We start from the raw sequence: 12,440 nt of genomic DNA, 5'->3' as shown, positions 1-12,440 counted from the left end.
TAATTTTGCAAATTTATTCCCAACCGGTGCCTTTTTTGGCATTGCCATTTTTGATATGTTCTTCGGCAGTGGCTTTGCCCATTATAGCAGCCATTTTATTGCCTTCGCTATCTTTACCTGTAGCAATGTACCTGCCAGATTTTACGTCAATAACCGGATTGATCATTGGTACATTTTTAGTCTTTGTTTTTACTGAATAGGCGGTAATTGCGCCTTCCTTTTTTGCTGCCATGTTTTAGTTTTTTAAAGTTTTCTGTAAGTAAACTGTATAAATTATTTTTTGTTTACAGCTAAAACGCGTTTTTTACGTGCTATAACTGCATCTTTACAATAATGCAGGCAATATATATAATTATACTTAACTAACAAATTTTGCCTTGCCCTGCTGATGATAGTGTTGATTTAACCTAAGTAGTACCTTTGGCGTAACAGATGATAAAGAATCTGAACTTTTTGAGCGCGCAATTGTTTAATAATTGCTCAATAAACATCAAATTATGAAACGATACATTATAATATTTGCTTTTGCTATGGCATCATGCGCGGGCAACGGTAATAAAGGAACCGATACCACAATGGTTAGCCCACAACATACTTCTGATACGGCTGCGTTAAATGCTCCCGCCCAGAACATGGAATATTGCTTTATACACACTGAAGGCACCAGCAACCAGGATACAACAGCCGTGCACTTAAAGTTTAATGCAAATAATGTGACTGGCGAGATGAAGTGGATACCAAAAGAAAAGGACGCAAGGAAAGGGACATTATCTGGAACTATAAAGGGCGATATTATAAAGGCAGTATGGGCCTTTATGCAAGAGGGAACTAAAGATAGTATTGCAGTTGAATTTAAACTCTCTGCCCAGCAACTTGCGCAAAAGCCTTATAAAGTAGATACTAATACAGGCAGGCAGTTAACAGACGAAAGTGCAGAGTATAGTGTTATTTATAAGCTTGACAACTGCAGCCAATTTAAAACTCCTGGTACGCCTTCTTTGTAACCCCATGACTTTGCTGCCTGGCATATTCCTGCCGGGCAGTTTGTTTAAGTGATTCTTAGTCTGCAGTGCCAATGTCCTTTTTAGTATCTGCAGTGCCTATATCTTTCTTGGTATCCGCGGTACCAATGTCTTTTTTGGTATCGGCTGTACCTATATCCTTTTTAGTATCAGCGGTGCCAATATCTTTTTTAGTGACTGTCGCGTTTGCTGCTGAGAATAAACCGGTTGATAAAACTAATGCTGCTGCTATGATGAATTTTTTCATGTCTGTATGTGTTAAAATGTTGTTGATGTTCTTATGATCGGGTTTGATTATGTGATTAGTCTGCAGTGCCAATGTCTTTTTTAGTGTCTGCAGTGCCGATATCTTTCTTTGTATCTGCGGTACCAATGTCTTTTTTGGTATCGGCAGTACCTATATCCTTTTTAGTATCGGCGGTGCCGATATCTTTTTTAGTGCCTGTTGCGTTTGCTGCTGAAAATAAACCGGTTGATAAAATTAATGCTGCTATGATGAATTTTTTCATGTCTGTATGTGTTAAAAGTTGTTGATCTTATTTATGGTCAGGATTGATTGTGTGATTAGTCTGCAGTGCCAATGTCTTTTTTAGTATCTGCAGTGCCGATATCTTTCTTGGTATCTGCGGTACCAATGTCTTTTTTGGTATCGGCAGTACCTATATCCTTTTTAGTATCAGCGGTGCCGATATCTTTTTTAGTGCCTGTTGCGTTTGCTGCTGAGAATAAACCGGTTGATAAAACTAATGCTGCTGCTATGATGAATTTTTTCATGTCTGTATGTGTTAAAATATTGTTGATCTTATTTATTGTCGGGATTGATTATGTGATTAGTCTGCAGTGCCAATGTCTTTTTTAGTATCTGCAGTGCCGATATCTTTCTTGGTATCTGCGGTACCAATGTCTTTTTTGGTATCAGCTGTACCTATATCCTTTTTAGTATCGGCGGTGCCAATATCTTTTTTAGTGCCTGTTGCGTTTGCTGCTGAAAATAAACCGGTTGATAAAACTAATGCTGCTGCTATGATGAATTTTTTCATGATCTGTATGTGTTTAAAATATTGTTAGTAAGATTTAATAATAATGTGTTAGTCGGCTGTGCCAATATCTTTTTTAGTTGCTTTATGTGTATTGTCAAAATCAGTGGTTACAACAGGGGTGTTGTCTTTGCTCTCAGTAACAGAAGTTGCAATAGCAGTGTCGCGGTGCATAATGACGTTAGCTGATAGGATGCCTGTTGATAAAACTAATGCTGCTGCTATAAGGGCTTTTTTCATGGTATTTATTTTGAATAGTCGTTTGGTTGGCAATTAATTATAAATGAGATCCTCAATCGGCAGTACCTATATCTTTTTTTGTGGATACAGTGCTGTGTTCAAACCTGGCAGTTGGTTTCACATCTGCTTCTTTGGTACATGATGGTAAAATGCCTGATGTTAATATTAGTGCTGCTGCGATAATTATCTTTTTCATATTACTACTATCTTTAGAGATTGCTGGTTGCAGGTTTCGCCCGCATTTCCAATGTTATTTGTTGTAAACAGTAATTTGGCTTGTACGTGCTATCATAATGATTAATTCATCTAAACAAATTAATCAGCAGTTCCAATATCTTTCGGTATGCCAACAGTTGTTTTTAAAAGCACGTTTACACTTGTACGCGTACTGCTATTTCTTACGCACGATGTTAAAAGAAGACCGCTTAATAACAACATGGATGCAATTATGTATTTTCTCATATTTAGATGGTTGAATTATTTAGTTGGCTTGTAAATAACTATTTAAGCCAATTAACTTCGTTCTAATAATTGTTATTAAAAATTAATTTTTTTTGTTTCAAAATAAATTGATGCACAAAATAATACACAAAATATTTCTCATAATACTTTGATTGTCAATGTATTACAATGCAAATATAAATATGTTTTTTAATTTTCAAGTAAATTATTAAAAAAAACTGTTTATTAATTCTTTAATTTTATCTGGTAAAATTTGTTTACAATTATTTTTTAACTTTCGCCCGCCATAACCGTATAGAGCTCTGATGAATAAAGTTTTTATCCTATTAATCTTTTTTTTGGTTACCGCCGTATACGCAAAGGGTAATGCTGAAGTTTCTGTACAGGATACCAATGAGGTGATTGCTTTAAACAAACAAGCTTATGACAACCGGTTAACCAGCCCTGAGCAAACTATAGCCGATGCTACCAAAGCATTGAATTTAGCTGTTAAACTTAATTATCAAAGTGGTATTGCAGAAGCATACAGGGTGCGGGGTATTGGCAATTATTACCTTAACCAGGCCGGCGCATCTATAAATGATTATTCTAATGCCCTGGCAATTTTCGAAAAATTAAATGATTTGCGAAGTGAGGCTAAAGTCAATAATAACATAGGCAACCTATATCTGGATAATAATAATACAAAGGCTTTAGAGTACTTTAAAAAATCTTTAGCCATTACAGAGAAGCTTAAGGATCAGGGATTAATGGCTTCTTTGTATATGAATATTGGTAATGTTTATTATCGTAAAAACAGCTTTAACCAGGCGCTAAGTTATTACAATAAAAGCGATGTTATTTTTGCCAAACTTAAAGATTCTGCTAACCTGGTTCAGTGTCTTCAAAACAGGGGGGTGATATATTATAATCTTGGTCAATATGATAAAGCGGAAAAACTTTTGCTCGCGGCAAACCGGTCTGGCAAACAGCAGGATCTAAATAAACCTGTAGCCAGTACCAATCTTACATTAGCCGCATTATATGTAAGGCAAGGTAAATTTGATCAGGCTGAAAAGATTGTTCAGGAAGGAGAGGCCTATGCCCGGGCGTTAAAAGACGAAAAGCTGACCACTGATTACAATTATACCATATACCAGTTAGAAACCAAGCGTAAAAATTACGAACAGGCTCTGCATTATCTTCAGCTGATATTTACGCAGGATAGTTTAATCCACAGCTCCAATGAATCAACTCAGATCTATTTAATACAGGAGCAGTTTAAACAAGAGGCTAAACAAAAAAATACCGAGCTGTTGCTCATTGGCCAGCAAAATGACCGTATTAAATTTTGGGCAGTAACGGTTGTTGCTGGCCTGCTGCTTGTGGTTGTTGCATTGCTGGTAAATAATGTAAAGCGCAAAGCGGCTACTAACAGTACCCTTACCGAACTTAATGCAGAAGTATCCAGGCAAAAAGATAACCTTGACAGGGTTAACCATCACCTGGAAGAAATAATAGATGAGCGGACCAAAGATCTGCAGCTAAAAAATAAAAAGCTTTCAGATTACTCATCATACCTTTCACATCAGATAAGGGGGCCCATAGCCACCTTACGCGGTTTAATGAACCTTGAAAAGGAAGGCCTCGTTGATGAAAAAGAATGCATTACCATGATGGATAAATGCGTTTCAGATATCGACCAGAAAATAATTGAAATGAGTGATATGCTTAATGACGGTAGCAAAACCGTAATTAATTAACCAGGATAACTGCTGTGTATCTGCGCCTCACAAAGGCCCAGATATATACAATATCTGGATATCATTTGTAAGATAAGTAACTGCCTGTGCCTTTTATATCCTTCTGTTTCAAAAGCTAATGTTTGGTTACCCGCTGTTACAAAAAAACGCATCTCACCGTCTCTTTGTTTCATCCGGGATTTAAACAGATCAAAAGCTTTCACTTTTAAATTGCTTTTGCGGTCATGAATGATGTCATTTCTTTGCTCGTCGGTATTTGAAATGGATATCATGTAGTTAGACATAGGTAATATTTTTATGATAACACAGGTATCACAATTATAAAACCAAAATGAAATAACATGCAACAAAAGGCAATTAATTGGTGGCAAAACCACTCAATTAACTAATTATAATACATAAATTAATTAATTTATTATAATTATTTCTTTACAAGCAATAAAACTAATTTATTTCTGATTAATATCAGAACAAGCTGTTGTTTTTTTTGAACAGTTTTAGTTTTTAACTGATAGAATTTTTTTTGCTTAAAAGCTCTTCGTATAAAAGGATAACCTTTCTTTGGAGATTAGTAATCTCGGTTTCGCGGTCAAGCAGCTTTTTTTGTATGATGTTGAAGCTTTCATCCTGTACAGCGGGTTCTTCGGTGTACTCAAGTGAAAGAAGGTTTACAACGCTTACTTCAAAAATATTTGCAATCTGTTCAAGTCTCGATAAATTGATATCAGTTACGCCGGTTTCGATTTTTGAAAAAGCCGGAATAGAGATGCCTAAACGGTTAGCTACATCTTCCTGGCTCCAGCCGTGTTCATGGCGAAGGGTACGTATGTTTTTACCTGCCGATTTATTCGTTTTTTTCTTTATAGATTCGCTCATCATGTACATAATAATAGTTAATTAAGGAAAAAGGATGTTAACTATTAACCAATACCAATGCCATTTGTAAAATGTGCCTTAACATGCCCTAATTAACACTCGGTTAATTATCTACCTTATAACATGTGGAATTAGTTCCACATATCTGTTGTATTTTTTACTTACTTAGTTACCGGTTATTATACTAAGCTTTGCAAATTTCAGGAGCAGTTGTTTCTGGCCAATCTCTTTAAAGAAAATTGTTGCTTTAATATCAGGTTTGTTGCCTTCAAGGCTTATTACCTTGCCAAAACCAAAACGTTCATGTTCTACTTCCATACCTACTTGGATGTTAGAAGTGTCGGAAGGTTTAAAGCCGGGCGATGGTATATGCGCCTTGGCAAGTATGGATGTTGTTTTTACAGGTGCTGCAGGGGCAGGTTTAGGTTTCGAAAAGGCATCGGGCTTGCGGCTCCAGGCAGCTCTTTCATCCTGGTAGGATGCACTTGCTGCAGGTGCTGGTTTAGCCGTAAAATCCAGCTCCAGGTATTTAGCGTCTATCTCGTCAAGAAAACGGCTTGGCTCGCAGCTTATCAAAGTGCCAAATTTAAAGCGCGATGTTGCATAGCTGATGGTAAGTTTATATTCGGCCCGTGTAATGGCCACATAAAACAAGCGGCGTTCTTCCTCCAGGTCGCTGCGTGAGTTGAGCGACATTTGCGATGGAAATAAATTTTCCTCAAGACCAACAATGTGCACCTGCGGAAATTCCAGCCCTTTTGATGAGTGGATGGTCATGAGCGATACCGTATCGGCATTTTTATCTTTGTCGTTGTCGTCATTGGTTAATAAAGCAACATCCTGCATGAAAATATCAAGCCCTCTTTCCTCAATATCCTCTCGTTCCGAAAACTCTTTTATACCATTTAGCAGCTCTTGTATGTTTTCGTAGCGGTTAAGCCCTTCAACAGATTTATCTTCATACAAGTCTTTAAGTAAGCCTGAGTGCTGGGCAATATGTAAGGCGGCTTCATAAGCGTTCAGGTTTTTGGTGATAACCTGAAAACTTTGTATCATGGTTGCAAATGCAGTTAACGATGCAGGCGCCTTTTCTACATAACGGGGTGCCTGTAATATGATCTCGAAAGGTGTCAGCTGGTTCTTATCCGCAGCAACAATAACCCTGTCTACCGTGGTATCCCCAATTCCCCGTTTCGGATAATTAATTACGCGTTTCAGTGCTTCCTCATCATTAGGATTAAAAGTAAGCCGGAAATAAGCTATCAGGTCCTTTATTTCCTTACGCTGGTAAAAAGATAATCCACCATATATTTTGTACGGAATATTGAGTTTTCGCAGCGCCTCTTCCATAGAGCGCGATTGCGCGTTGGTGCGATATAAAATGGCAAAATCAGTCCATTTAAGGCCTTTGGTTGTACGCTGATGCATAATGGCATCGGCCACCATTTTTCCTTCCTCATTATCGCTGAAGGCACGCATTACTTTTATCTTATCACCACTTTCCTTTTCAGAGAATACGTTCTTTTTTAACTGGTCTTTATTATTAGCAATAATGCTGTTCGCAACGTTTACAATATTCTGGGTTGAACGGTAGTTCTGTTCCAGCTTGAAAACTTTCAAGTCAGGATAATCCTTCTCGAAGTTTAAGATGTTTTGAATGTTGGCCCCACGAAAGGCATAAATACTTTGTGCATCATCGCCCACCACACAGATATTTTCGTTTACAGCGGCAAGGCGTTTAACTATCAGGTATTGCGAAAAGTTGGTATCCTGATACTCATCCACCATCAGGTATTTAAACTTATGCTGATATTTGTTCAGCACATCCGGGTGGTTCTTTAGTAACTCGTTTGTTTTAAATAGCAGGTCGTCAAAGTCCATCGCCCCGGCCCGGAAACAGCGGTTTGCATAGGTTTCATATATTTTACCCAGCATACCGCGGCCGCTGCTAAAATCGTCAGCTTGTATCTGGTCGTTATTCTGATATTCCTGCCAGCCAACAAGGTTGTTTTTTGCGGCAGATATACGGTTGTAAACAAAATTTTGATTGTACAGCTTGTCATCCAGGCTCATCTCTTTTAAAATGGCACGTATAACGCTTTTGCTGTCGTCGGTATCGTATATGGTAAAATTGTTAGGGTAGCCTATCTTATCTGCTTCCACACGGAGTATTTTGGCAAACACCGAGTGAAAGGTTCCCATCCATATATTTTTGGCTTCGGGGCCAACAAGGTGATTAATGCGCTCGCGCATTTCCTTTGCAGCCTTGTTGGTAAAGGTAAGTACAAGTATATTAAACGAGTCGACCCCACTGCGTATAAGGTGTGCAACGCGGTAAGTAATCACACGAGTTTTGCCAGATCCTGCACCTGCAATGATCATTACCGGGCCTTGTATTTGCTTAACTGCGGCTTTCTGTTCGGGATTTAACCCCTCTAAATAATCCAAATCCTGTTCCTCTTTTCTGTGTTTGCGAAATTAACACTTTGGGTCGTAAAGCTAAATAAGTTAATAAAGCAAATTTTCAACGCTACTGCTATTGTAACGTTGTTAGCCTATGCCTAAAACTTAAGGCTATAATTTATGTTAATTATTCCATGACAATAGGTGATGAGATGATGAAGGTACTTAATAAAACTTATGCACCTATGAGTTTTATAGAAACTACTTTTAAGCGCTATGATATTGCTTTTAAAACCGACGATGCCGGGAGGCCAATTTTGTTATTTATAGGCAAAGCTAATGAAACCGGGCGTATAAAAGGCGAACGTTTTGCACGCCGGTTAGTGCTTGATGATAGCGGTAACATTGTAAAAGACCATTGGGATAATAAAGGAAAACAAACTGATACTTATGCCTTCTGAAATTGTTATACGTTGCAGTAAACTCCTTATTGAAAAAAAGTTGACTATGGCCTTTGCCGAAAGTGCTACGGCAGGCAGGCTATCGGCTGAGTTTTCATTAGTGCCTCATTGTGGTGCCATGCTTAAAGGTGGGGTTGTATGTTATGACGCCTGCATCAAGCAGGATATATTAATGGTTCCCGAAGAACTTGTTGCACAGTATACTCCTGAGTCGGCCGAGGTATCCAAGGCAATAGCCGAGGGGCTTGCTAAATTTATGCAGGCCGATGTACTGATCGGAGTAACCGGCCTGACTATGCCCGGGGGCAGTGAAACTGCCGAAAAGCCTGTAGGTACAATGTTTATTCATGCTATTATCAACGGCCGGCACCTGCCCGTGCGCGAAGTATATCAAGGGCGTCCGGAAGACATTGTGCTGCAGACGGTTGACAGGGTTGCGCAGTTATTGATTAATGAAATAAACCGCTGACAAATGGAAAGTATAACAGCTATAATAGAAAGCCCTAAAGGAAGCGGGCATAAGTTTGATTACGAACCCGCTCTTAAATGTTTTAAACTTAAAAAAATATTACCCGCCGGTATGGTGTTTCCATTTGATTTTGGTTTTATACAAGACACAAAGGGCGGTGATGGAGATCCGCTGGATGTGATAGCTATATCCGAGATAACCACTTTTCCGGGTTGTTGCATGGATTGCAGGGTTATTGGCGTTATAAAAGCCAGGCAAACCGAGCGCAATGGCGAAACTATGCGTAACGACCGCTTTTTGGTAGTGCCAGAAGTTTCGCATTTATATAAGGAGATAACTTCAATTGAGCAATTACCGGATATTATAATAGAGGAATTGCAGAGCTTTTTCAAAAATTATAATGAACAGGCAGGCAAAAAGTTCGAAGTTATCGAAAGTGCAGGCGCAAAAGACGCTTACAACCTGATAAAAAATCACACTTCCTGACAAAGCAATAACAAATCTAAATGTAATTATGTTGCATTTATAATTATATTTGCAGCATGATGCCAACCAGGAAGGCCTTGAATTTAGATAATATCGGAATGACAGCCTCTACGCTTTGTGCTATTCATTGCGCTGCTGTTCCGGTTTTTTTTACCAGCCTACCTTTGCTGGGCCTTGGTTTTTTGGCTAACCCATGGGTGGAGTGGATCATGATCATATTTGCACTAGTCATCGGGATATGGTCAATAGGCAATTCCTATTTTAAAGAACACCATAAAATTTTGCCTTTAGCTATTTTAATAGCCGGTTTTATAACTATCATTGCCGGGCACCTTTTTACAAAAGGATGGTTTGAGGCTGTTATAGTACCCTTAGGTGGAATATTGATAGCCTCGGCACATTTTTTTAATTACAAATATGCCGGTGCTTGTAATTCTGGTAACCGTTTTCTTCACCTAAAGCATTCGCACAAACACATTAACTTATAAATGCTTAACCTTATTTTATATAGATTTGTATAAAATGGCACACGCAAAAAATAACTTTCGTTTTGAAGACCTGCTGGATAAACACCATTTAAAAAAAACCGGTGCAAGGCTGCGTGTACTTTCAATGATGCATTCAAAAAACACAGCCACCTCTCAGCCAGATCTGGAAACATTGATGAGCGATATAGATAGAGTTACTCTGTACCGTATATTAAATGTTTTTGAAGAAAAAGGGATTATACACAAAGTGTTTGACCTTAACGGAACAGCCAATTATGCCATCTGTCATGCTGATTGTGCGGAAAACCACCATCATGACGAGCACCTGCATTTTAATTGTACAGCATGTAAAAATGTTTATTGTTTGAACGACCTAAACATGCCGCGCCTCACAGTCCCTTCCGGTTTTAGGGCAGACGCATTTACTATATATGCATCCGGCTTATGCCCCAAATGCAATAAAAAAAGCGATAAAGCAAATTAGTATTGCAACAAAATTGCAGTATCGATGTTAATTAATCTTTTAGCAGCTTTTTGTATCATACCAAATAATAGCTGGGCATTGAATTGCGTTTGCACCTTAATGCCCGTGTAAATAAATTTGTACCCTAATCAAATAATGTATTTAAAAAAAAATAAGCTGATTCTTACAATCGTTGTAATGTTCAGTTCTTTGTTCTGCAGTTCCTTTATACAAGCTCAGGATACGCTTAAAAACACTGGTTATAAAATAAAAACTGTAATAATAGATGCAGGCCATGGGGGTAAGGATGGTGGAGCGCACGGATCTTTTTCCTATGAAAAGAATGTGACTTTAGCTATAGCCAAAAAATTAGATGCTGCAATTCATGCCCAATTGCCCGATCTGGCAACGGTAATGACCCGTACCGATGATACATTTATTGAGCTTCGCCGCCGCTCAGCTATTGCTAACCAGGCAAAAGGTAATCTGTTCATTTCCATTCATTGTAATTCATCTGCAGAAGGAAATGCTTATCGCGCACACAAACAAAGCGGTGTAATGGTGCTGGTTTATGGGTTGCATCGTTTAAGAGAACAGCAGGAAGCCATGCGCGAAAACGCATCTATCCTTATTGAAAAAGATTATAAGCAAAATTACCAGGCCCTCGACGAAACTGACCCGGCAAACGCAATAATACTCGATGCTTTCACCAAGAAATATCGTAAGCAAAGCGTTTTGTTTGGTGATTATTTAATGAAGGAGTTTACGGAAACAGACGGCAGGCTATCGTTAGGTGTTCGTGAGCAAGGGGTATATGTACTGGCCAATAGCGCTATGCCATCTGTGTTGGTTGAAACCGGTTTTATTAATAATCCAGACGAGGAAGAATATCTTAATTCTGACGAAGGGCAGCAAGCCATCGTTCAGTCTATCATCCGCTCTATACAGGCATACCGTTCTGTTTTAGCGGCACATTGAGTAAGTATTTACAGAAAACCGTTAAAAAGGTATATTTTTAGCCGATGGATATTTTACATACCCTTTTAGGGGATGATATAAAAGCAGGGTTGCTGATTATACTTAACCTGATTGTTATTGAAAGCTTACTGTCTGTTGATAACGCTGCTGTGTTAGCAACAATGGTGCTTGATCTTCCTGCTAAAGACCGCAAGCGTGCTCTGCGTTATGGTATTATCGGCGCTTATGTGTTAAGAGGTGTATGCCTTTTACTTGCAACTGAGCTGGTAAAAATATGGTGGTTAAAGCCCGTAGGTGGCTTATATCTGCTATATCTGTGTATCCATCATTTTCTGGCGAAGCGCAATCAGCATGACGATGAAAAGATCGATAAAAAACATAACTGGTTCTACCGGTCCACCAAAGGCATATTAGGCCCTTTTTGGGCCACGGTAGTGCTGGTAGAATTAATGGATCTGGCCTTTTCTATTGATAACGTTTTTGCAGCAGTAGCATTTACAGATCATATATTCTTGATTTATACAGGTGTGTTTATAGGTATACTGGCTATGCGTTTTGTTGCCCAGGGCTTTGTAAAGCTAATGGAGAAATTCGCTTTTTTAGAGGTAGCTGCCTTTATTGTTATAGGAGTTTTGGGTTTAAAGCTGACCTCGTCTGTATACGGGCATTTTTACAAAACAAATTTCGCTGAATTTTTAGATAGCGAAAAAGTAGATCTGTTTATTTCTTTATTTACTGTAGCTGTTTTCTTAGTGCCAACATTAACGTCACTTATATTTAACGTGCCGGCAAAGCATGAGCAGCCATCTAAAGGATCAAAAAAATGAAATTGATAGCATCTGTTTTCGGCATCGGTTACATCAAAGGCGGTGGCACTATAGCAGCTATTGTTACCTGCCCGTTTATATACTTTGCCTGGCAACAACCCTGGGCTATAAATCCCGTCTACCTGCTTGTAATCACTCTGCTGATTACAATGCTGGGCGTTTATGCAGGCAACAAGGTTGAGCCTTTCTGGGGTAAAGACAGCTACCGCGTGGTGATAGATGAAGTGGCAGGTATGTTGTTTTCCATATTATTTATCCCAACAAACTTATATTACCTGCTTGGAGGCTTAGTGCTGTTTCGTTTTTTTGATATTGTTAAGCCGCTCGGCGTGCGTAAAATGGAGGTATTTAAAGGCGGTGTTGGTGTAATGGCCGATGATGTACTGGCAGGTATCTATGCTAATATTGTTCTTCAGGTAATTGTGCATTTTGTTAAAATTTAACCGGTGCATATCAATCGTGCGCATAAATGGTTACTTTAGGTTT

General features: G+C 38.6%; 21 protein-coding genes. 10 read left to right on the top strand and 11 right to left on the bottom strand.

Features of this window, described 5'->3' with window-relative positions:
* Window positions 1-13 precede the first annotated feature (13 nt).
* Window positions 14-232: a hypothetical protein gene (locus tag ACFQZX_RS01055; RefSeq protein ID WP_377110890.1), complete on the bottom strand. Its 219-nt coding sequence runs from the start codon at window positions 230-232 to the stop codon at window positions 14-16.
* A gap of 265 nt (window positions 233-497) precedes the next feature.
* On the opposite strand from ACFQZX_RS01055, the gene ACFQZX_RS01050 reads away from it, so the two are divergent.
* Entirely contained in the window at window positions 498-1,004 is a 507-nt protein-coding gene (locus tag ACFQZX_RS01050) for a hypothetical protein (protein ID WP_377110889.1), read from the top strand.
* Between the two features lie 55 nt (window positions 1,005-1,059).
* On the opposite strand, the gene ACFQZX_RS01045 is transcribed toward ACFQZX_RS01050, so the two are convergent.
* The 7 genes from ACFQZX_RS01045 to ACFQZX_RS01015 form a co-directional block, all read right to left on the bottom strand.
* A complete protein-coding gene (locus tag ACFQZX_RS01045; RefSeq protein ID WP_377110888.1) occupies window positions 1,060-1,269 on the bottom strand; it encodes a hypothetical protein in 210 nt (69 codons plus the stop codon).
* Between the two features lie 55 nt (window positions 1,270-1,324).
* Entirely contained in the window at window positions 1,325-1,531 is a 207-nt protein-coding gene (locus ACFQZX_RS01040; RefSeq protein WP_377110887.1) for a hypothetical protein, read from the bottom strand.
* Between the two features lie 55 nt (window positions 1,532-1,586).
* Window positions 1,587-1,796: a hypothetical protein gene (locus tag ACFQZX_RS01035; RefSeq protein ID WP_377110886.1), complete on the bottom strand. Its 210-nt coding sequence runs from the start codon at window positions 1,794-1,796 to the stop codon at window positions 1,587-1,589.
* A 56-nt stretch (window positions 1,797-1,852) separates the two neighbouring features.
* Window positions 1,853-2,062, bottom strand: coding sequence for a hypothetical protein (locus ACFQZX_RS01030; protein ID WP_377110886.1), 210 nt, complete (start codon window positions 2,060-2,062; stop codon window positions 1,853-1,855).
* A 48-nt stretch (window positions 2,063-2,110) separates the two neighbouring features.
* Window positions 2,111-2,299, bottom strand: a complete 189-nt coding sequence (locus ACFQZX_RS01025) for a hypothetical protein (RefSeq protein ID WP_377110885.1) — start codon at window positions 2,297-2,299, stop codon at window positions 2,111-2,113.
* Between the two features lie 52 nt (window positions 2,300-2,351).
* Window positions 2,352-2,495: a hypothetical protein gene (locus ACFQZX_RS01020; RefSeq protein ID WP_377110884.1), complete on the bottom strand. Its 144-nt coding sequence runs from the start codon at window positions 2,493-2,495 to the stop codon at window positions 2,352-2,354.
* A gap of 119 nt (window positions 2,496-2,614) precedes the next feature.
* A complete protein-coding gene (locus tag ACFQZX_RS01015; protein WP_377110883.1) occupies window positions 2,615-2,761 on the bottom strand; it encodes a hypothetical protein in 147 nt (48 codons plus the stop codon).
* 305 nt (window positions 2,762-3,066) lie between these two features.
* On the opposite strand from ACFQZX_RS01015, the gene ACFQZX_RS01010 reads away from it, so the two are divergent.
* Window positions 3,067-4,503, top strand: coding sequence for a tetratricopeptide repeat protein (locus tag ACFQZX_RS01010; protein WP_377110882.1), 1,437 nt, complete (start codon window positions 3,067-3,069; stop codon window positions 4,501-4,503).
* On the opposite strand, the gene ACFQZX_RS01005 is transcribed toward ACFQZX_RS01010, so the two are convergent.
* From ACFQZX_RS01005 to ACFQZX_RS00995, 3 genes are all read right to left on the bottom strand, one after another.
* Complete coding sequence (locus ACFQZX_RS01005) at window positions 4,500-4,775, bottom strand: hypothetical protein (protein WP_377110881.1); 276 nt, start codon at window positions 4,773-4,775, stop codon at window positions 4,500-4,502. The two genes, ACFQZX_RS01010 and ACFQZX_RS01005, sit on opposite strands and share 4 nt — an antisense overlap.
* Before the next feature lie 232 nt (window positions 4,776-5,007).
* Window positions 5,008-5,382 (bottom strand): helix-turn-helix domain-containing protein, encoded by a 375-nt coding sequence (locus ACFQZX_RS01000; RefSeq protein ID WP_377110880.1) that lies wholly within the window; start codon window positions 5,380-5,382, stop codon window positions 5,008-5,010.
* A 162-nt stretch (window positions 5,383-5,544) separates the two neighbouring features.
* Entirely contained in the window at window positions 5,545-7,827 is a 2,283-nt protein-coding gene (locus ACFQZX_RS00995; protein WP_377110879.1) for an ATP-dependent helicase, read from the bottom strand.
* Between the two features lie 149 nt (window positions 7,828-7,976).
* On the opposite strand from ACFQZX_RS00995, the gene ACFQZX_RS00990 reads away from it, so the two are divergent.
* From ACFQZX_RS00990 to ACFQZX_RS00955, 8 genes are all read left to right on the top strand, one after another.
* Entirely contained in the window at window positions 7,977-8,243 is a 267-nt protein-coding gene (locus tag ACFQZX_RS00990) for a hypothetical protein (RefSeq protein WP_377110878.1), read from the top strand.
* Window positions 8,233-8,712, top strand: coding sequence for a CinA family protein (locus tag ACFQZX_RS00985; RefSeq protein ID WP_377110877.1), 480 nt, complete (start codon window positions 8,233-8,235; stop codon window positions 8,710-8,712). Before ACFQZX_RS00990 ends, ACFQZX_RS00985 begins: the two co-directional genes overlap by 11 nt.
* Window positions 8,713-8,715: 3 nt before the next feature.
* Entirely contained in the window at window positions 8,716-9,198 is a 483-nt protein-coding gene (locus tag ACFQZX_RS00980) for an inorganic diphosphatase (RefSeq protein ID WP_377110876.1), read from the top strand.
* 56 nt (window positions 9,199-9,254) lie between these two features.
* Window positions 9,255-9,686 carry a MerC domain-containing protein gene (locus tag ACFQZX_RS00975; RefSeq protein ID WP_377110875.1) on the top strand — a complete coding sequence of 144 codons (432 nt, stop codon included), beginning with the start codon at window positions 9,255-9,257 and terminating at the stop codon, window positions 9,684-9,686.
* A 34-nt stretch (window positions 9,687-9,720) separates the two neighbouring features.
* Window positions 9,721-10,170 (top strand): Fur family transcriptional regulator, encoded by a 450-nt coding sequence (locus ACFQZX_RS00970; RefSeq protein WP_377110874.1) that lies wholly within the window; start codon window positions 9,721-9,723, stop codon window positions 10,168-10,170.
* Window positions 10,171-10,347: 177 nt separating this feature from the next.
* Window positions 10,348-11,127 carry an N-acetylmuramoyl-L-alanine amidase family protein gene (locus ACFQZX_RS00965; RefSeq protein WP_377110873.1) on the top strand — a complete coding sequence of 260 codons (780 nt, stop codon included), beginning with the start codon at window positions 10,348-10,350 and terminating at the stop codon, window positions 11,125-11,127.
* Window positions 11,128-11,171: 44 nt separating this feature from the next.
* Window positions 11,172-11,954 (top strand): TerC family protein, encoded by a 783-nt coding sequence (locus ACFQZX_RS00960; RefSeq protein WP_377110872.1) that lies wholly within the window; start codon window positions 11,172-11,174, stop codon window positions 11,952-11,954.
* Window positions 11,951-12,397 carry a phosphatidylglycerophosphatase A family protein gene (locus tag ACFQZX_RS00955; RefSeq protein ID WP_377110871.1) on the top strand — a complete coding sequence of 149 codons (447 nt, stop codon included), beginning with the start codon at window positions 11,951-11,953 and terminating at the stop codon, window positions 12,395-12,397. The genes ACFQZX_RS00960 and ACFQZX_RS00955 overlap by 4 nt, the downstream gene beginning before the upstream one ends.
* Window positions 12,398-12,440: the final 43 nt, after the last annotated feature.

Origin of the sequence: Mucilaginibacter litoreus, from assembly GCF_042676805.1 — a bacterium.
GTDB lineage: Bacteria > Bacteroidota > Bacteroidia > Sphingobacteriales > Sphingobacteriaceae > Mucilaginibacter > Mucilaginibacter litoreus.
The sequence above is the reverse complement of the archived record's forward strand: the minus strand, read 5'-3'. Positions and strand labels throughout refer to the sequence as shown.

Excerpts from the sequence above, each read along its gene's own strand:
- ACFQZX_RS01000 (WP_377110880.1), bottom strand. The coding sequence starts at position 5,382 with ATGATGAGCGAATCTATAAAGAAAAAAACGAATAAATCGGCAGGTAAA.
- ACFQZX_RS00990 (WP_377110878.1), top strand. The coding sequence starts at position 7,977 with ATGACAATAGGTGATGAGATGATGAAGGTACTTAATAAAACTTATGCA.
- ACFQZX_RS01010 (WP_377110882.1), top strand. The coding sequence starts at position 3,067 with ATGAATAAAGTTTTTATCCTATTAATCTTTTTTTTGGTTACCGCCGTA.
- ACFQZX_RS00965 (WP_377110873.1), top strand. The coding sequence starts at position 10,348 with ATGTTCAGTTCTTTGTTCTGCAGTTCCTTTATACAAGCTCAGGATACG.
- ACFQZX_RS01030 (WP_377110886.1), bottom strand. The coding sequence starts at position 2,062 with ATGAAAAAATTCATCATAGCAGCAGCATTAGTTTTATCAACCGGTTTA.
- ACFQZX_RS01035 (WP_377110886.1), bottom strand. The coding sequence starts at position 1,796 with ATGAAAAAATTCATCATAGCAGCAGCATTAGTTTTATCAACCGGTTTA.
- ACFQZX_RS01045 (WP_377110888.1), bottom strand. The coding sequence starts at position 1,269 with ATGAAAAAATTCATCATAGCAGCAGCATTAGTTTTATCAACCGGTTTA.
- ACFQZX_RS01005 (WP_377110881.1), bottom strand. The coding sequence starts at position 4,775 with ATGATATCCATTTCAAATACCGACGAGCAAAGAAATGACATCATTCAT.
- ACFQZX_RS01015 (WP_377110883.1), bottom strand. The coding sequence starts at position 2,761 with ATGAGAAAATACATAATTGCATCCATGTTGTTATTAAGCGGTCTTCTT.
- ACFQZX_RS00970 (WP_377110874.1), top strand. The coding sequence starts at position 9,721 with ATGGCACACGCAAAAAATAACTTTCGTTTTGAAGACCTGCTGGATAAA.
- ACFQZX_RS00960 (WP_377110872.1), top strand. The coding sequence starts at position 11,172 with ATGGATATTTTACATACCCTTTTAGGGGATGATATAAAAGCAGGGTTG.
- ACFQZX_RS01050 (WP_377110889.1), top strand. The coding sequence starts at position 498 with ATGAAACGATACATTATAATATTTGCTTTTGCTATGGCATCATGCGCG.
- ACFQZX_RS01040 (WP_377110887.1), bottom strand. The coding sequence starts at position 1,531 with ATGAAAAAATTCATCATAGCAGCATTAATTTTATCAACCGGTTTATTT.
- ACFQZX_RS01055 (WP_377110890.1), bottom strand. The coding sequence starts at position 232 with ATGGCAGCAAAAAAGGAAGGCGCAATTACCGCCTATTCAGTAAAAACA.
- ACFQZX_RS00975 (WP_377110875.1), top strand. The coding sequence starts at position 9,255 with ATGATGCCAACCAGGAAGGCCTTGAATTTAGATAATATCGGAATGACA.
- ACFQZX_RS01025 (WP_377110885.1), bottom strand. The coding sequence starts at position 2,299 with ATGAAAAAAGCCCTTATAGCAGCAGCATTAGTTTTATCAACAGGCATC.
- ACFQZX_RS01020 (WP_377110884.1), bottom strand. The coding sequence starts at position 2,495 with ATGAAAAAGATAATTATCGCAGCAGCACTAATATTAACATCAGGCATT.
- ACFQZX_RS00985 (WP_377110877.1), top strand. The coding sequence starts at position 8,233 with ATGCCTTCTGAAATTGTTATACGTTGCAGTAAACTCCTTATTGAAAAA.
- ACFQZX_RS00980 (WP_377110876.1), top strand. The coding sequence starts at position 8,716 with ATGGAAAGTATAACAGCTATAATAGAAAGCCCTAAAGGAAGCGGGCAT.
- ACFQZX_RS00955 (WP_377110871.1), top strand. The coding sequence starts at position 11,951 with ATGAAATTGATAGCATCTGTTTTCGGCATCGGTTACATCAAAGGCGGT.